We start from the raw sequence: 18322 nt of genomic DNA on the forward strand, positions 1-18322 counted from the left end.
ATTTTAAGTCAATACGCATAGACTAAGATTAATGATCTATCGGGTTAACTTTATTGGCCATACTTTACGTCTTTTGATGGCGATTTGCATTAAGCACTTGCTAAAATAGTGAGCTTATCCAAGATTGAGCGCGGCATAAAGTCGCTGGGTTTTCGATGCTGGACTTGAAAGTAGACCCGATAGCCCCCATTTAGTTTTCAATAAATTAAGAAATAACGTCATTATGTGAGGTCAGTGTGTTTTTCATTCTGTTAATCGTCTTTGTACTGGTGCCAGTAATTGAGTTGAATGTACTGATCCGTGTTGGTGAGTCATTAGGCAGTTGGACCACCGTAGGTTTAGTGATATTTACCGCCGTTGTCGGGGTGTCATTGGTCCGTAGTCAAGGGATCAGTACCTTGATGCAAGTGCAGCAAAAATTGGCTCGCGGTGAAGCGCCTGGACAAGAGATTGTTGAGGGAATGATGCTAGCGGTGGCAGGGTTAATGTTGCTCATACCTGGTTTTGTTACCGACTTTATTGGCCTATTGTTGTTGACACCTTTTACACGGATTCCGGTTGCGGGTTACCTGTATAAAAGGATGCAGCTTAAGGTTAGCAGCCAAGGCGGTTTTCAGGCGGGCTTCGGTCCTGGTCCCTTTGGGCCAAATGGTAATGCTGGTGGCCGTTCACCTTTTGATCGTGACCAAGGTAATACCTTCGACGGTGACTATGAACACAAGGCCGACCCGTCCGATAAGCGCGATGAGTCACATCAGTTAGATGATAAGCAAGATCCCAAGGCATAGTCATTTAACTCATCGCTTTGGGGTTTTTAGGGTAGAAGTTGTCTTCAAGTCTATCTAAGTGATTAAAGCGACGCGTATTCTTATAAGGGAGTTTCATAAACCCTGAGACGCCCTTTCCTTGTATTTTTCCCACATGACTTAAAATTCGGTCGAGACTGGCACGAAATGCCGCTTGTTTCCTCGGGTTGAGTAGCCTTAAGTAGCTATGAATTTTCATGTGATTAGGTAATACCTCAAAGATAATGCAGCCAGTATGGTGGATTTGGTTGATCCAACCTAGTTCCGTCATGATCTCCTTGGGCAGCTCTAAGTTTTCATCGGGATCTCGACCATCTTCGAAATAGGAATGTAGCCGTGATTTATCTTCGAGTGATGGCACATCGCCCACTTCAAAAGGCAACTGCTGATCGGCGCTAGGGGTAAATGGCTCTGTGGTATCGTTACGCTCGAGATGTAAGGTGTCACGAGCGTTAAAGAAACAGGCTTTAAAGACACCGATGCGTTTGATGCCTCGCGCTAACGTCACCATATTGTTCACGGCCAAAATGAGTGCGGCTTTTTCCTCGCTGTTATAGGTCGCAAGGTTAGAGTCGATATACACGCCCGACTCCTGCCAATGGATGGCAAGCCCGCCAACTATTGAATATTGACCCACGCGCCCCACGGCGGCGATAAACCCTTTTTCGGTATCGCCCATGCCTGCCATAAAGTTACGGTAATATTTCTCTAGTTGAAGATCGTCCATTTTTTCAATGGGGTCGTCGCCATTATGTTCCTTGAGAAATGACTTACGTGAGCTGTAGGTGACCGTTTCGACATCTTTACCACGGGTTAACTCCCATACTGGTATCTCTGGCTGAATCGGTGGCTTGGCTATGTCAGGAAGGTGCAGTCTATGGCTGTGGGACATACTTTTTAGAAAATAATCGCCAGCACGATTGCGAGTATCGGGGTCATCGCTGAGCATACCATCTAAGGTTCTGGCTAGCTCAATTGGCAAGCCTATGCTGGTGGCTGGGATCACTCTACTGCCAAATCGGCTGGCTTGGCCTGAAGCTAATGCGTAGAGGGTTGCCGCCACGCCTTGTTCATCAAAACGGGGGCTAGAGAGGGCGCCATTGAGCTGGTCGTCACCAATAAAGTAGACATCCCCCATGCGTGCATTAGTGTGTTGTTGGTCGCTCGACATTAGATCCATCACATTACCGTTAACAGGCTTGCCCTGACCGTCTCGCTGGGCAAAGACTGCAGAGCCCCAATCGATCAGAGATAGGTGATTGCTATGGATGTCGTAGACTAAATTGGAGGGCTTAATATCACCGTGTACCAATGGGCGGCCGTGATGTAGATACTGCACGATATGGGCGAGTTGGCGAGCGATACTCATGATCATTGAGACTGGCAGCGCGCCATGTCGTAAGCATAGTTTATCTAAGTCTTCACCAGGCGCCCGTGCCATCACCAATATGCCCTGTTTGCCGACATGTTCAAACTTAATTACAGGTGGCACATTGGGGTGAATCACCTGAGAGAGCATAAAGGCTTCCTCTTCCAGTCTGTCCTGTATGTGTTGGGGCAAGGTGAGTCTTGAGAACTTAAACACATGGGCATTGTGTTGTTTATCTACTCCGGCAAACACAAAACCGTAAGCGCCTTTGCCGACCAGTTCGATATCGCTGTAGCCCAATTTGTTCAATTGCTGTTTACACAGGCGGATCCAGGCGCGATGTTTACGCGCATCGTCGGCTTTTAACAGGTAAATAGACTGCTCTTCAGAGATATAGAAGTGTTGCAGTGAAGGGCTTGGAGCAATGGTATTGGGCATGATTAACATCTTGTCTATGAGATACGTTTTTATAGCAAGAACAGGCAGTAGAGTCCAATTGCTAGATTTTTCAACAGTGTGATTCCTAACTGATATTTTCGGAGTAGATATTGACCTACATCAATTCTGTTACATACACATAACGGTAACCTGAAGCTAATATAAACATAAGCCTCTTATTTAAGAGAAAATACTAATAAAAGCGAGGAGGGCATTATGACTGAATCAGACAAAGCCCTATTGATCGAGTTGTTGGAATATCCGAGAAAGCGCATTGTGCAATCTATGGAGTTGAAGTTCTGTCCTCATGCTGGTTTTTTCAACAGTACCGATATGGATTGTATTCAGTGCCATCAAGGGATGGAGTGTGTCTGGATGAATCACAACGATGAGTTGGTGGCGGTGGAACAAAAGTCAGTGGAAGAATTAAAACAGCAATTGTTAATTGCCGTTGATTTTATTGATTCTAGCCTGACGCCTCATCACCTGTCCCGACGAAATTGTGAGTGCGAAAATTGTGTCTGGTTAAGGCGCGTTCAGAAGGCTATAGACATAAAATAATCTGAACTCGGGTTAAATAGCGTATTTTAGGGGTTCGCTTTGCATCTCGTTGATGATGCGATTAAAGTGCTGTGCATAGTGAATTTTCGGAGTGGACTATGCAACCTAGCTTTTGGCATGATAAATGGGCATCACAGCAAATAGGTTTTCATCTTGATGAGGTCAATGCATTATTAATTGCGAATTGGCCTCAATTAAAACTTAACCCAGGCGCTAAGGTTTTTGTGCCGCTGTGCGGTAAAAGCTTAGATCTGTGTTACTTAGCCGAACAAGGGCATGAAGTGATTGGCTGCGAGTTAAACGCCGATGCTGTAGAGCAGTTCTTTAGTGACAATCAACTTGCCGTCACTAAATCCTTTCAAGGCGAGCACGCCTGTTATCAGACCGAGCAGGTCACACTTTATCAAGGCGATTTTTTTACCCTTCCAAGCGATTACTTATCAGATATCAGTGGCTTTTATGATAGAGCTGCGCTCATTGCCTGGCCAGAGGCGATGCGCTTAAGTTACGTTCAGCAACTTGCTAAACTTATTCCACCCAGTAGCTTAGGCGTGCTAGTGACCTTAGACTACCCACAAGAGACGCTTAATGGTCCGCCATTTGCTGTGTCAGATGATTGGATCATGGCGCACATGAGTGAGTACTTTGAGGTTGAGCGGTTGAGTTGCGAAGATGTGTTGGCCGTTAATCCAAGATTTGTAAAAAAACAGGTGCCTTGGCTGACCGAGTCGGTATACCGTTTAAAAAGAAAGGGCTAACGATTAGCAAATAGACGAATCAAAGCATAAACAAAAAAGGCGACCAGAGGTCGCCTTTTTTATCATCTATGCGTTAGGCAAGATGATTAGAAGTTGTAACGAACACCAACAGTGAATACGTTGTCATCTTCTAAATCAGTTTTGATACCAGCAGCTTTGTAATCGCCGTCATACATTGCGTAGTGACCATAAACCATAGTTGATTTAGCCACCTTGTAATCCGCACCGACAACGATAGAAGTGATGTTTACATCTGTAGTATCTGCAGTTTGAATGCCTGAGCGCTTAGCATAGACACCTAGACCTGCTTCATCTTTACCGTATTCAGCTTTTAAGTTAACACCATTTAGGTTGTAAGCTACGTTAACGAAGTATGAGTTACCTTCAAGGTTTGGCTTGCTAATACTTTCTGAGTTTTGGAACAGGCCGCCAATCTTAAATCCACCTAGCTTAACTTGAGCCACACCACGGTAAGCATCCATATCAGCGATAGCTTTGTTGTAAGCACCAGCTACATAGTAGTTTTGTGCTTTTAGCTTCTTGTCACCAATCGTTGCGCTAACAGCATATTGGCTGTCATCAGAAGCTTGGTTATCTTCCATTAGGTAAGTTGCATTGATGGTCAGTAGGTCAGCAATTTTTGGCGAGTAGTACCAGATACCATCAGCGCTACGAGTTTGTGCACCCACTAGACGGTCGATATCGGCGTTTGAGTTACCGAATAGATCGATACCACCTTCAGCTTGCTTGAATACTGTGTCGTTACGACCAACTAGAATTGTACCAGCTGCGCTCTTAAGACCTAGGTAAGTGTTACGCGCCTTGAAAACATCACTGTTTGTTGAAGTGTTTTCAACTTGGAATTCCATCTGGTAGATAATATCGATTCCGTCAGAAATCTTTTCTGAGCCTTTAACACCTAAGTGAGAAAAGTTGTTCTCTAATACTGTACCTTCTTTACCTTCGCGAGTGGTGAGGCCAGTGTCAGAGTTAGTGACCGTTAAGTCTAAACGACCATAGAAATTTGGACCATCGGCTAGCGCGCCGAATGATGTTAGTGCAATGATAGATGCAACTGATGCAGAGATTAGAGTTTTTTTCATGTGTTGTGCTCCCAAGAACTTAGTTCTTTTTCCATTTTTTAATGGTTATTAACATAGTTTTAATAGTTTGCTCCAAGCTTCCATTCTTGTAACAAAGGTGGCCAGAAGTTTACAGTTTTATGGCAGTAAGATTGTGGTGTAGATCAAATTTTTGCCCATCCACATTCACTTAAGGCCGAAATTGTGAACAATCTGCATGCTTTGTGTAAAAAATGGTCAATTGTTGTAAAGTTGGAGCTTTTCATCTACTTAGAACCTGGTGGTCGAAACTAAAAGCGTAATTAACCTGTAACTTAATAAGTAGGTGCTGAAATTGTAGTCAACTTGCTAATAAATGCCGTGAAATATAGTCAAATTGTGTCATTGATCGCATTGTGGAGTGTCGAGGGGGAGATTGAAGTGCAAAATTGGCGTTAGTGGCTGTTTCGAATACAAAACGAAAAAAAGCGACCATAGCGATCGCTTTTTTTGGCAAAGAGGTGGGCGTTAGAAATCGAAACGCATGCCCACGGTGAAGATGTCATCGCCTAGATCTTGCTTTGAACCACCTAACATAAGGTCGCCATCGTACTTAGTATAGTGGCCATAGAACAGGGTACTTTTGCTAATACGGTAGTCAGCACCAACGCTGAACTGCTGTAGGTCAACATTCGACACAGTTTCCATGCCGGCACCATCAGCGTTGCCAACATAACGGCTCACATACTTTCCTAAGCCAGAGTTGTCGTTACCGTACATGGCTTTAAGTTTAAGGTCACCCATTACATAAGCAGCATTAACGAAGTAGGTATCGCCTTCTAGGTTAGCGTACTTGCTATCAACGTGTTCACTGTTTTGATAGAAACCACCGACAATCACGTTGCCTAGCTTGACTTGTGCGACACCACGGTAAGCTTTAACGTCGTCGATGCTATCGTTGTATGCAGCAGAAACATAGTAGTTTTGTGCTTTAAGGGCTTTGTCACCAATTGTCGCGCTTAAGGCATACATATTGCCAGCGTCAACTCGCTCAGTGCCATCATATTTCACGTAGTTATCTTCAACTAAATAGGTGGCATTCAGGGTAATAAGATCGGCAATCTTTGGTGAGTAGTAACTAATACCATCAGCGCTACGAGATTGGCCTGCGGCTAACAGGTCGATATCTGAATTGGTGTTGCCAAATAGATCAAAACCGCCTTCAGAGGCTTTAAATACTGTGTCATTACGACCAACAAGCGCAGTACCCGCTGCCGTCTTTAAACCAAGGAATGTATTACGTGCGGCAAAGGTATTGTTTGAGTTGTCAAAGTTGCTGACACCAAACTCCATCTGATAGATCACTTCTAAGCCATCATTGATTTTTTCAGTGCCTTTAACACCTAACCATGAGAAGTTGTTCTCAATCACTGTGCCGTCTTTCTGGTTTTGAGTGGCAATACCGTTGTCTGAATTTGTGAAGGCAAGATCGGCGCGACCGTAGAAATTGGGACCGTCTGCCAGCGCAGTAAAAGAGGTCGCAGCCAGTGCAGAAATAATAGTTGCAGATAGAACAGTTTTTTTCATTTTCATCTTCCTGTAGCGATTACGGCTTTTATGTCAAAGCCTTAGTTTTTAGCTAATGATGTTCAGGTTGTTAAATGACCCACATAAATGGAGGCAAATGTGGGTGATCTATATCTGTATTTTCCGACCGCAAGTTTGCAGTTTTTCAGTTGCGCCATTTGTGATCGCTATCACAAATAGTTTATCCGGTGTGATATTAATCATATATTTTTACAAGTGAAAACATTAGCTTAAACTTAAAATTAACGGGCTTAACATTATTGTTGTGCCTATTAATTAACTCCCAGTATCGATTAACATTCGTCGCAGGGTTTTTCATTGTCGCTTTGTCATGGATTAGGATAAAATCAGCGCGTTTGTTTATTCCTGTGGGAGCACACCTTGAGCCAAGCAACATTATCTGATGCCTATTTAAATCGTTTTGCCGGAATTGGTCGATTATATGGAACCAAGGCGTTGCACTGTTTTGCTCAGTCGCACGTTGTCGTGGTGGGTATTGGTGGTGTAGGGACTTGGGCTGCTGAAGCATTGGCGCGTAGCGGAATTGGCAAAATAACGCTTATCGATCTTGATGATATTTGCGTAACCAATACTAATAGGCAAATTCATGCACTTAAAGAGACGATTGGTGAGTCGAAAGTCGAAGTGATGGCTGAACGTATTCGTCAAATTAATCCTGATTGCCAAGTCAATGAAGTGGAAGACTTCGTTACCCTAGATAACCTCAGCGAGTACTTTAACGGTAAAAAAGCCGGTGGTGATTTAGACTACGTTGTTGATTGTATCGATGCGGTAAAACCCAAGGCAGCTTTGATTGCATGGTGCAAGCGTCAGAAACTGCCTATTGTTACGGTTGGCGGTGCCGGCGGGCAAACCGATCCGACACAGATCCAGGTCACCGATCTCGCTAAAACCTATCAAGATCCTTTACTTGCTAAAGTGAGGAATATCCTTCGCCGAGAGTACAACTTTTCTAAAAATGTACAGCGTCGCTTTAGTATTGAAGCAGTCTTTTCGACTGAGCAGTTAGTGTATCCGCAAGGTGACGGTTCAGTGTGTAGTACCAAGGCGAGTGCCGATGGCAGTATGCGTATGGATTGTGCGTCTGGTTTTGGTGCGGTGACCGTGGTTACCGGCACGTTTGGTTTTGTGGCCGCCAGTCGAGTATTAACTAAATTGGCTGCTAAAGCCTAGTAGGCATTATTTCTGCCATAAAATGTGACGGGATTTATCACGCTTATATTGTAAAAAATTGATGTAGGTCTAAAGTCGATGTGGATGAGCTTGTTATCCTCGGTCGACTTTTTCTGCGGATATTATGATATGAAACAGGCCATCTTAAATCGATTTTTACGTTACATTCAGTTCGATACTCAATCAGATCCCAAGCAACAACAATGTCCTAGCACATTTGGGCAAATGGCACTGGCCGATCAGTTGAAGCAAGAGTTGATCAAGTTGGGTTTCAGTGAGGTCAACTTAACTGAAAACGGATACCTGACTGCAACTGTCCCCGCTACGGTTGCTGGTGTGCCTGTTATTGGTTTTATTGCTCATCTCGATACTGCTCCTGATTTTAATGGCGCGCATGTTAACCCTCAGATTATTGAAAATTATGCTGGTACTGATATCCGCCTGAATGCCAGTGAAAAGCTGAATGTCACTGAGTTTCCTGTGCTAAATAACTACGTTGGTCAGACGCTTATCACCACAGACGGCACCAGTTTGTTAGGCGGTGATGATAAGGCTGGCATTGCTGAGATTGTGACCGCATTGGCAAGCTTACTTGAGGACCCCGCGTCGCAGCATGGCGAGATTCGTCTCTGTTTTACCCCTGATGAGGAGATTGGCCGAGGTGCGGACGGTTTTGATGTTGCGGGTTTTGGGGCTGAGTGGGCTTATACGGTTGATGGTGGCGGTATTGGTAGCTTAGAGTTTGAAAACTTCAATGGCGCAACGGCGGTAGTCACAGCGAAAGGTAATAACTGTCATCCTGGCACCGCTTTTGGTGTGATGATCAACGCACAGAGTATGGCTGCACGTTTTCACGCAAAGATGCCACTGGGAGATACACCAGAGAATAGCCTGGGCTATGACGGTTTTTTCCATCTGATTGATATGCATGGCGTGACAGAGCAAGCGCAACTGACCTATATAATCCGTGATTTCGATATCGATCTGTTTGAGCAGCGAAAACGTTGGTTAACTGAACGAGTAGAGCGCTGTAATGCCGATCTGCTAGGTGGTGAATTGTCGGTAGAGATAACCGATAGCTATTTTAATATGCGTGATCAGTTTCATGGTCATCAACATATTATCGATATTGCTAAACAGGCGATGCAAAACCGCAATGTACAGCCAGTTATTGAGCCGATTCGCGGTGCAACTGATGGCAGTCGTCTGTCTTACATGGGCTTACCTTGCCCAAACCTGTTTACTGGTGGGCATAACTTTCATGGTAAGCACGAATTTATCTGCTTAGAGTCCATGATAAAGTCCACTGAAGTAATTATTGAAATTGCGCTGCTAACAGCGAAGCGCTACCAAGAGTCAGACTAATACGGTTTGGGGGATGCTTAGCTCAGCATTACTCATTATTTGCCATGCAGAATTGGATAAGAGTAACGCGGTTTGGTCATTATTGAGTAATACCCTAAGTAGAGGTTAACTGAATGATGACTTGGTCATGAAACCTAAGTCTGCTTGTGTTGGTGCTAGCACTTCTGCGGGGAAAGAGATAACAAAGCAGGCGCCGCCCAATTCACACTCTTTTTCATAGCGTATTTTGCCTTGGAGTAGGGTTGCAGCATTGAAGGCGGCAGATAAACCAAGGCCAGTTCCGCCTTGAGAGCGAGTTGTGGTGTAGAAGGGCTCGAAGATATGGGGTGAGGCTTCATCGCTGATCCCTTCGCCATTATCTTGGATTTTAATGGTCACTGTGTCATTGTCCACTTGAGCATCTATCCGCAGCTTACCGTTTTCCCGATCGTTAAACGCATGAGCATAAGCGTTCGATAATAAATTAGTAATTATTTGTTTGAATAAACTTAAATTCGTCCGAATGGTTAAGGTGGGATCGAGGTGATAATCCACATCGACCAATCGTTCACCATAGAGGAACTTCATTGATTCATGGTGCTCGACTAAGCCCTGCTTTAAATTAACACTGCGTTTTTCCTCTAAACTCTGCTCGGCAGCGATGGTTTTGAACTTTTGAATCAAACTACTGGCGCGGGTAATATTGCTAATGATCAGTTCACAGCTCTCCTGATACTCTTCTAATATGCTGTTTATCTCTTCGAGGGTGGCATTTTCACTATGGATGAGGGTGATTAGCTCTTGAATATGAATGAGCTGGCTACTTGCCGCGGTGAGGCAGATACCAATTGGGGTATTAATTTCGTGCGCCACGCCCGAGACCAACCCACCCAAGGCGGCCATTTTTTCTTGCTCCACGAGCACTTCTTGGGCGCGTTTTAATACCAAGAGTGACTGTTCTAACTCTTGGGTACGTTCTTTGACCTGTCTTGCTAATTCATCTTTATAACTACGTTCGAGTTCCAATAAGCGTTCTCTATCAGCAAGGGCTTCTTGTAGATCTTGTTTAGAACGCTTGATGTCGTCGAAAGAGCTTCGCAGTTGCTGCTGCATCTGGTTAATGGCATCCGCCACTAACCAAAACTCATCATTTTTGTGGCTGTTTTTGACAAAGACTAAGGGTTCAAATTCGCCGTCCAAATTGATGTTTTGGCTATAGGAGCTAAGTTTGTGTAGGTGCCTAGTGACCAAAAACCAGACTAAGAAGAGAATAAAACCTGCAACAATAAAGGTTTTGATAGCATTAGAAAGTAAGATCACAATTGCACGGTCGAGCAGTTTTTCGTAGACCACTTTTAGATCGGCTTGTACCACTAGTGTACCGACATTAATATCTTCACTGCCTGACTGATAGGTCAGTTGAAATGATTTTTCGATGGTGTTTTCCGGTTGTGGCATACCCGCCTGCCACTCCTGGCCGCTGTCATCATTAATTGCGATATAGGTAATGTCAGGAAGCTGAATAAGTCCATCAATTTGGGTATTGATCAGACGTTCGTCAATAACCCAAATACTGGCAGCCAACACGTCTAAGTTAACTTTCTCGATACTCTCGAATTGGCGCGAGATTCGATTAACATCACTACGGTAGTCATTGATGAGCTGGAAACCCGTTGTTAGCAAAGTAATTAATGAACTGAAAAGTATGATTGATAGAGTCAGTTTGCGACCAATCGGACTTTTAAGCAGTTGGCTAGTGATCTTCTGCATTTACTGGCTTCGCTTTCCTAAAGGGTTTATAGACAGCAACATTTTGTCTACAGAGGGATTTGACATAATTTAAAGCATAGCCCTGATCTGATTTTCTGCTTACTCTAATTAAAAATATTTCTCCCAAATTGATGTTTGTTAAGTCATTATCTTGCCTTCCGCATTGGCATTAGACTTGCAGGTTGCCTAAGTACTGCAGGTTTTTTGACACTAGGGTATAAAATGGAAAAGTTGAATGTAGCTTGGTTTAAACAGGTGACGCCTAAGCAAATAATATTCAATTTGATGCTTTGGCTGACGATTGTCAGCGGGGCACTGTTATTTGCGCCAAAGGCACTCATCATTGGATTGAATTTAGAGCCCGTGGTGACCCAGAATGCTCACTTTATCGGTTTAGGGCTGATTATTGGCGCAGCTTATCTACTTATGCAGGTGGCTAACTACTTTCTTGATGAAGCGATTCATTACTTAAAGAGTAAGCGAACAGTTGAGATTATTGAGCGCAAGGTGAGGTTGCTGGACCCAACAGAGCGAGCGTTACTACGTGAATTCTTTCTGCAGGGCGAAACAATTTTGACCTTGCCTGAGAACGAGTCAGCGGTGAAGAGTCTGTTGGAAACAAATATTTTGGAGTACCTTGGTAACAAGAAGCATTATGCTATTCAAGGACCGACTGCCGATTATAAAATATCGATGATTGCCAGAAGTTATCTTAATCGTCAGGTATTGAGGTTGCCCCCAGGAGAGCCTAACCAGGAGCAGATGCAGTTACTGATTAAAGCAAGGCCGCACTTTGTCCACTCATTGGTCACCACGCGTAAACATGCAGCCTGATTGACAAAAAATAGGCAAAAAAAGTGGGGGCATCAGGCCCCCATTTGCATTAGAAAAGTGAATTAACACTGAGCCTACAGGCCCTATCTATTCTGGTTTTGACTTCGAGATAAACAACCACATTAGGTACGACATTATGCCAATGGTAGTGAAGATGACGATCATCGACATTAAACCAATGGGGTTACCGAACATTAAATCTAACCAAAATGCCATTTGAGAAGTCCTCTTTCGCAGATGTTTATAAAGATGTCATGGCTAAATTAGCGCGATTCAATATGACAGATGCTGATCTCGATCAAAAATTGCTACCAAATTGAAAAATTTGTGGTGATTGAGGGTTAAATTTGTGAGCGATCTATCGAATTGCGCTGCACTGGGTATGCACTAAAGCACCTAATCTAGCCGTTAGACGGAATTTTGTGCATTCGATAAAGTATGAGGCTCAAAAGGCTTGCCATTAGAAAAAGCGAAGGTATAATTCCGTTCACTTACTAAGGGGAAATCGCTTAGTACAGTCTATTTGATAATGCCGGAGTGGTGGAATTGGTAGACACGACGGATTCAAAATGCAACCTGTTTGGTATGTTTTTGTGTCTCAAGTGTTGATTTCATTGGCTTTCAAGCCTGTAAAGGCTTTGAAGTAATCTGGAATGAAGTGGAATGAAGATTTTTGAAATTTAAACTTCATAAGTCTTTAAAAACTTTGTAGATAAGTATAAAATCTATGCCAAGTGTGAGAAGCAATTTTTACACTTAAATGTTTTAAAAAATATGTGCCAGTGTGGTGAAATTGGTATACACGATGGATGAATTTGCGTCCCCTTGTCGAGTAATTGACATTGAATAACTGGATGAATTGCTGGAAAGCTTCTTATCATTTTTTTGATAATGCCAATCAGCAGCCAAGCCTACAGAGTAGGAAGGTTCAGAGACTACCTGAGCGATAGCGATATAGCTTAATAACAGGAATTAGCAAAGTGTTAATAGCTTTGTGAAACAGCGTCCAGCCCCTAGATATTTTAGGGTGATGATATAGTCCATACAGTAATGAAAGTTATTGATTTATATGTCAAAATCCATTTTCTTCGGAAGTGTCGGTTAATACCATAGCTGCAAAATACAGTAATGTATTGGGAAAAATTGTGTGAATTCAGGGGAAGCCTAAGTTTATTTATAAATATGGTAATCCTGAGCTAAGCCTAAAATGTCGTTTATTTTAGGAAAGTGCAGAGACTATCCTTAACGGGAGTAGGATCAAGTGATCCGAAGCGCACAGCCCCTATTTATAGGGTGATGATATAGTCCGATCTTATATTAAAGTATAAGCAGTTGATTAAATTCAACGGGTTAAGAATTAACGCTCTTAACTGAACATAAATGTCGAGTCCGACCACTGGTACCATTTTTTTAAAAATAAATTAGTCAATCTACGGATTGGCTTTTTTTTTGCCTAAATTTTGATGCTTCTGAACATTCGTGGCTAATAATTATTTCAAGGTTATAGCTCCGAAAACGCACTATTTTAATGCTTCGTATAAACTGACTAAAACTCTCTAAAAAGCGAAAGAAGTTTTTTAATATGTGGGTCATTTAAGTGAATAAATAACTATCCAGGATAGTCTATCTTCAGATATCATTTCAATATGCTTGAGAAAATTTTAGGAAAAAGATGGACATAAATGGACTAGTTAAGAAGTACGAGGATGATATAGATGTCTATCGCTCTGCTAAATATAACGAAACACAGCTAAGGACTGATTTTTTAGACCCTTTATTTACCATTCTAGGTTGGGATATAACTAACGCTAATGGTAAACCTACAAACGAGCGTGAAGTACTTGTTGAAGAAGGACTAAAAGCCAAAAAAGGAGCTAATACAAAGAAACCTGATTATACATTTAGGTTGTTTTCTGAGCGTAAGTTTTTCTTAGAAGCTAAAAAGCCTAGTGTTGATGTAAGTACTGATCCGTCACCAGCAAAACAAGTTAGAAGATATGGCTTTACCGCAAAACTAAAAATTTCCGTTTTATCTAATTTTGAATATTTAGCAATTTATGATTGTTCAGCAAAAATTGATGAAAGTGATCCTGTTCAGCATTCCAGAATAAAGATTTATCACTACACTGAATATGCCGAAAAACTAGATGAAATCTATCATCTGCTAAGCCGTGAAAATGTCTATAACGGTGAGTTTGATAAAGAATGGGCTTCAATAGAAAATAAAATTAACCGTTTTAGTGTTGATACTCTTTTCCTTGAACAGATAAATGACTGGCGTTTAAATCTGGCTCATAATTTCGTAGAAATTAAGCCTGATATTTCTGACTTAGAATTGAATGATTTAACTCAATTATATATTAATAGCATCGTATTTCTTAGGGTGTGCGAAGACCGAGATTTGGAAGAGTATGAAACCTTATTTTCATTTGCTGAGCAGCAAGATTATTCATCATTAATTACAAAATTAAATGATTCAGATCGAAAGTATAATTCAGGTTTATTTTCTCTTGAATATATTAATGAATTTATCAGTGATAAAAACTCATATATTTGGACTATCATCAAGCAGCTTTATTACCCTGAAAGCACTTATTCTTTTTCTGTTTTTTCGTCTGATATTTTAGGAAGTATTTATGAGATATTTTTAGGTGAAAAAATATCTTATGTTGATGGCGAAATTAAGATCATTCCTAAAGCTGAAAATGTAGATAGAGATATTGTTACAACGCCAACGCATATTATTAAAGATATATTGCGAAAAACGGTTGTTGAATACTGTAAAGGTAAAACCGACAGAGAAATTTTATCATCAAAATTTGCTGATATAGCTTGTGGTTCAGGTGCTTTCTTACTTGAGCTTTTCCAAATAATTCAAGATATTTTAGTAGATTATTACATTGAAAATGATCGTTCAAAACTTCAACCGATTACACATTGCACGTTTAAATTAAAATATGAAATAAAGCAGGAAATATTAGTTTCTTGTATTTATGGTATTGATAAAGATTTAAATGCTGTGAAAGCGTCTGAGTTTGGTCTTCTCCTTAAGCTTTTAGAAGGTGAGGATAACAACACAATTTCAATTCCAGCATTACCTAAACTAGAGAATAACCTCTTTTATGGTAATAGCTTAATTGAAAGTCACTTAGTAAAAAAAGAGCATTTGGAAGAAATAAACCCTTTTGATTTTAATGAATTAAGGTTTGATGTTGTTGTTGGAAATCCTCCATATTTAGCAACAGAAAGTATTAAGCAAATTACACCTAAAGAACTTGTTATATATAACAAGACATATAGCTCAGCTTATAAGCAATACGATAAATACTTTCTGTTTGTAGAAAGGGCTATTAACTTACTCAATGACAATGGTTACTTTGGTTATATTCTTCCATCCAAGTTTATGAAAGTGGGTGCAGGTAAAAAATTAAGAGAATATTTATCTAAAAATAAACTTGTGTCCGAAATTGTTTCATTTGGAGCAAATCAAGTATTTAAGAATAAAACAACGTATACATGCCTACTCATTGCTAAAAAAGCAGAACTAAATGAGTTTTCTTTTGTTGAAGTTAAAGATTTAGATGATTGGAAAGTTAGGTCTGAAAATGACTTTAATTTAGGTGTAGTTGAGACAAAAACATTAACCTCGGATACTTGGATCTTGGAAAAGGATACACAAGATATTCTTAATATTTTGACAGAAAAAACTGATTCTTTATTAGATGTTTTGGGTGAAAAGACCATTGAAAATGGGATTCAGACGAGTGCTAACACTGTATATATCCATAAACCTACAGATGAAAATGACCAATACATTTTCTTTGAATATAAAGATGTAGGTTATCAAGTAGAAAAAGAACTAACTCGACCATATTTTCAAACTGGAAGAGGTGCAGATAGTTTATATACCTATCGGAACCTAATCCCTAATGCATTTGTGATCTATCCATACCGTAAAGTAGAAGGGAAGGTTGTTCTTGTTGAGTATGACGAACTTAAGAACAATTATCCTTACTTATTTAGTTTCTTAAATATTATTAGAGATAAATTAGATAATGATAAAAGGGATATAAAGCCTGAACCAGCAACTGCAAATGAGTGGTATAGGTATGGGAGAAGTCAAAGTTTAGAAAATTGTGATGTGCCAATGAAACTAGTTGTTGGCGTTTTATCTAATGGATATAAATACTCAGTTGATACAAAGAGTACTTTTATATCTTCTGGCGGTACTGCTGGCTATTGTCCTGTAAATGTTCCTTCTAATTGCAAATATTCAATTTTTTATATTCAAGCATTGTTATCATCAAAATATTTAGAATGGTTCGCTTCAATTTACGGAGAAATATTCAGAGGTGGTTTTGTTGCTAGAGGTACAAAAGTTTTAAAACGAATGCCTATTGTAACTATCGACTTTGATAATGCTGATTCGAAAAAACTACATGATGATATATCTAACTTACAACAAGAGTTAAATCAAACATTTGGTAAGTATGAAAAAAATGCTGGAAATGCTAGAGCTGCAATACCTCTTAAACGAAAGTTTGATAGGTTAAAATTAACAATGAAAGAAAAGCTAATCGAGTTATTTGATTTAGGTGATCTAGATGACAAAATTCCTTCAATTGCTGAAATATACAACAAGGAAAATGATTAAAATTTAATATTGTAATTACATTTTCTCAGCATAATTTAATCTTTCAAAAAGGAAGTATTAAAAAATGCTGAGAAATTTGAAATGTTGATTTTAATGGTCTTTACGTTGTCTTCGAGACTTCAATTTATGCCAAATCTCCAAGAGTTGATCTGAATCGTCAGTAGTAAATCCTAATGAACCTAGAATATGGTGTCCTTGAGTTCTCAAAACATCGACTATAGAACCAGATTTGATACTTTCGTTAATATTGTGAATATCAAATTCAATATTGTCAGGAATAGGAATATATAATTTTTCTATTTCAGAAGGTACTAACTCTAAAACTCCACCACCATAATATCGTCCCTCTAACTCTGCAAAGATCGCGGTAAGAGGGTTTAAAAAGCAGCAGGCAAATTTAGATGCATCAGTATCATGAGAAGTTATTCTGTAAGCTGTATCTGTTGTAAAAGCTTCTGTCTCATTAAAAATCAATCTTGGTGTATCATGTGACCTTTTTAGCATGCCTAAACTTCTGCTATAAACAGAAGGCACTTTATACCACGGCTTGCGAATTCGGCATTTGTACCTTGTATGCAAACCCTCATCTTCACCTGTTTTTATATAATCTTGGACATTCTTAGGTAATTCATCAAACTGATCTTCGATATATAAGAAATTCGTTGGTAAACCATTTTCCTCATTTTCCTTGTGTTGAGTGTCATCATAGATTATACCTTTGCAATGCTGACTCTTTCCGAACATTGGATGAGCATAGTTATGTAGTTTAAACTCATCAACAACTGACTTTTCTACTAAAAAGAATTTATTCGCACCCGTGACAATACCAACATCAACATCTGCAACATCAGTAAATTTAAATACACTTTGATGGCTTTTAATTCTGTCGATTAGCTCTAGCTCTTGAGGTTCTAATAGAGCTTTTGTCCACTTCCCTGAAACTGTCTCACCATTGATTCCAATGGTTGAATTAAATAACTCTTCTGGATCTTGTTTTAAGAATTCAAAACCTTTTACGCGTGTGATTCCAACACCTTGAGACATTTCTTCTGGATTTATCTTTTTCTCAGCAAGTAGTATCACTGCGCCTTGTAATGTATCTTCAAACCAAATTTCTTGAGGATCAATAATTACGAGTTTAGAGCACTGTTCACCCAAATATGTTCTTAATGACTGAGCATGCATTACATGAATAATTTCAGATGGAATTACCATCCCAAACCTGCCTCCAGATTTTAACATCTTGATTGATGATAAAATAAATGGAACCCAAGCATTAGTGTGTTTGGTGAACTTAAGGTTAAGTTGTTTAAATACAAGCTCAGCTTGTTCTTGAAATTCTGATTCGAGGAACTGATACCGAATAAAAGGAGGGTTTCCTATGACTGCATCAAATAGTTCACTATCTTTCTTAATTGCATTATTTGCCCAGACTAGAAAGTCACCTTCAATGACTTCTGAGTTAGAAAAGTTGAAGTTTTGACATTTTTTACGGCTTTTATCAGCTTCTGAATCAAATAATTCAAATGCATTAATAGCAATATTGGAATCACAGTTGTTGTTGTACAGAGCTTGAATGAATGTCCCATCACCACAGCTAGGCTCTAGGATTGAAGTAGGTTTATTGCTGAGTACCCACTGTGTAACATAATCTGCCAAATTTTGGGGGGTATAATAACCACCTCTCAATTTCTGGGTTGTTTGATCTGCCTTAAACTTCATCTTATTCTTGCTCTATGCTTTTTATTAGGTCATTTTTTTTGCTTTTGACATGCTGTTCTGCCTGCTGGATAAACCAATCTTTGAGCGTTTTTTGCTCAAGTGCAAGAATAGAGTAAAGCTGCTTTTTTAATCTTGGATCAACTTCCAATACAATTCTTCCTGAATCGCCCTTAGCCACTAGGTTTCCTTAAATATACATATGTTTCAGATGTTCGCTATGTTAC

At 40.2% G+C, this 18322-nt stretch carries 14 protein-coding genes; 7 read left to right on the forward strand and 7 right to left on the reverse strand.

From position 1 onward, the window contains the following. Positions 1–236 precede the first annotated feature (236 nt). A complete protein-coding gene (locus BEL05_RS08865) occupies positions 237–788 on the forward strand; it encodes an FxsA family protein (protein ID WP_028763822.1) in 552 nt (183 codons plus the stop codon). 4 nt (positions 789–792) lie between these two features. Here BEL05_RS08865 and BEL05_RS08870 read toward each other — a convergent pair whose 3' ends face one another. Then, the gene (locus BEL05_RS08870; protein WP_069670940.1) at positions 793–2613 is read right to left on the reverse strand and encodes a protein kinase domain-containing protein; all 1821 of its coding nucleotides are present in this window, start codon (positions 2611–2613) and stop codon (positions 793–795) included. A gap of 216 nt (positions 2614–2829) precedes the next feature. Here BEL05_RS08870 and BEL05_RS08875 point away from each other — a divergent pair, with 216 nt between their 5' ends. Together BEL05_RS08875 and BEL05_RS08880 are read left to right on the forward strand one after the other, a co-directional pair. Then, the gene (locus BEL05_RS08875) at positions 2830–3174 is read left to right on the forward strand and encodes a hypothetical protein (protein WP_028763820.1); all 345 of its coding nucleotides are present in this window, start codon (positions 2830–2832) and stop codon (positions 3172–3174) included. Positions 3175–3272: 98 nt separating this feature from the next. Beyond that, complete coding sequence (locus BEL05_RS08880) at positions 3273–3932, forward strand: thiopurine S-methyltransferase (protein WP_069670941.1); 660 nt, start codon at positions 3273–3275, stop codon at positions 3930–3932. 86 nt (positions 3933–4018) lie between these two features. Here BEL05_RS08880 and BEL05_RS08885 read toward each other — a convergent pair whose 3' ends face one another. Together BEL05_RS08885 and BEL05_RS08890 are read right to left on the reverse strand one after the other, a co-directional pair. Beyond that, entirely contained in the window at positions 4019–5035 is a 1017-nt protein-coding gene (locus tag BEL05_RS08885; RefSeq protein WP_069670942.1) for a porin, read from the reverse strand. 486 nt (positions 5036–5521) lie between these two features. Continuing rightward, complete coding sequence (locus tag BEL05_RS08890) at positions 5522–6580, reverse strand: porin (RefSeq protein WP_028763817.1); 1059 nt, start codon at positions 6578–6580, stop codon at positions 5522–5524. A gap of 381 nt (positions 6581–6961) precedes the next feature. Between BEL05_RS08890 and tcdA the strand changes: the two genes are divergently transcribed. Both tcdA and pepT read left to right on the forward strand, forming a co-directional pair. Continuing rightward, on the forward strand, positions 6962–7774 hold the full coding sequence (tcdA, locus tag BEL05_RS08895; protein WP_069670943.1) for a tRNA cyclic N6-threonylcarbamoyladenosine(37) synthase TcdA: 813 nt from the start codon (positions 6962–6964) through the stop codon (positions 7772–7774). 129 nt (positions 7775–7903) lie between these two features. Beyond that, positions 7904–9139 (forward strand): peptidase T, encoded by a 1236-nt coding sequence (gene pepT / locus BEL05_RS08900; protein ID WP_069670944.1) that lies wholly within the window; start codon positions 7904–7906, stop codon positions 9137–9139. Between the two features lie 105 nt (positions 9140–9244). Here pepT and BEL05_RS08905 read toward each other — a convergent pair whose 3' ends face one another. After that, positions 9245–10888 (reverse strand): sensor histidine kinase, encoded by a 1644-nt coding sequence (locus tag BEL05_RS08905; protein WP_069670945.1) that lies wholly within the window; start codon positions 10886–10888, stop codon positions 9245–9247. 222 nt (positions 10889–11110) lie between these two features. On the opposite strand from BEL05_RS08905, the gene BEL05_RS08910 reads away from it, so the two are divergent. After that, positions 11111–11722, forward strand: a complete 612-nt coding sequence (locus BEL05_RS08910; protein WP_028763813.1) for a superinfection exclusion B family protein — start codon at positions 11111–11113, stop codon at positions 11720–11722. Positions 11723–11809: 87 nt separating this feature from the next. On the opposite strand, the gene BEL05_RS20745 is transcribed toward BEL05_RS08910, so the two are convergent. Beyond that, on the reverse strand, positions 11810–11938 hold the full coding sequence (locus BEL05_RS20745; protein ID WP_081730679.1) for a DUF3149 domain-containing protein: 129 nt from the start codon (positions 11936–11938) through the stop codon (positions 11810–11812). A 1456-nt stretch (positions 11939–13394) separates the two neighbouring features. Between BEL05_RS20745 and BEL05_RS08915 the strand changes: the two genes are divergently transcribed. Further along, positions 13395–16376: an Eco57I restriction-modification methylase domain-containing protein gene (locus BEL05_RS08915; protein ID WP_069670946.1), complete on the forward strand. Its 2982-nt coding sequence runs from the start codon at positions 13395–13397 to the stop codon at positions 16374–16376. A gap of 90 nt (positions 16377–16466) precedes the next feature. Here the strand turns inward: BEL05_RS08915 and BEL05_RS08920 are convergent, their stop codons facing one another. Both BEL05_RS08920 and BEL05_RS21025 read right to left on the reverse strand, forming a co-directional pair. Beyond that, a complete protein-coding gene (locus tag BEL05_RS08920) occupies positions 16467–18098 on the reverse strand; it encodes an N-6 DNA methylase (protein WP_069670947.1) in 1632 nt (543 codons plus the stop codon). Between the two features lies 1 nt (position 18099). Then, entirely contained in the window at positions 18100–18276 is a 177-nt protein-coding gene (locus BEL05_RS21025) for a hypothetical protein (protein ID WP_175427332.1), read from the reverse strand. Positions 18277–18322: the final 46 nt, after the last annotated feature.

Source organism: Shewanella colwelliana, from assembly GCF_001735525.1.
Lineage (GTDB): Bacteria > Pseudomonadota > Gammaproteobacteria > Enterobacterales > Shewanellaceae > Shewanella > Shewanella colwelliana.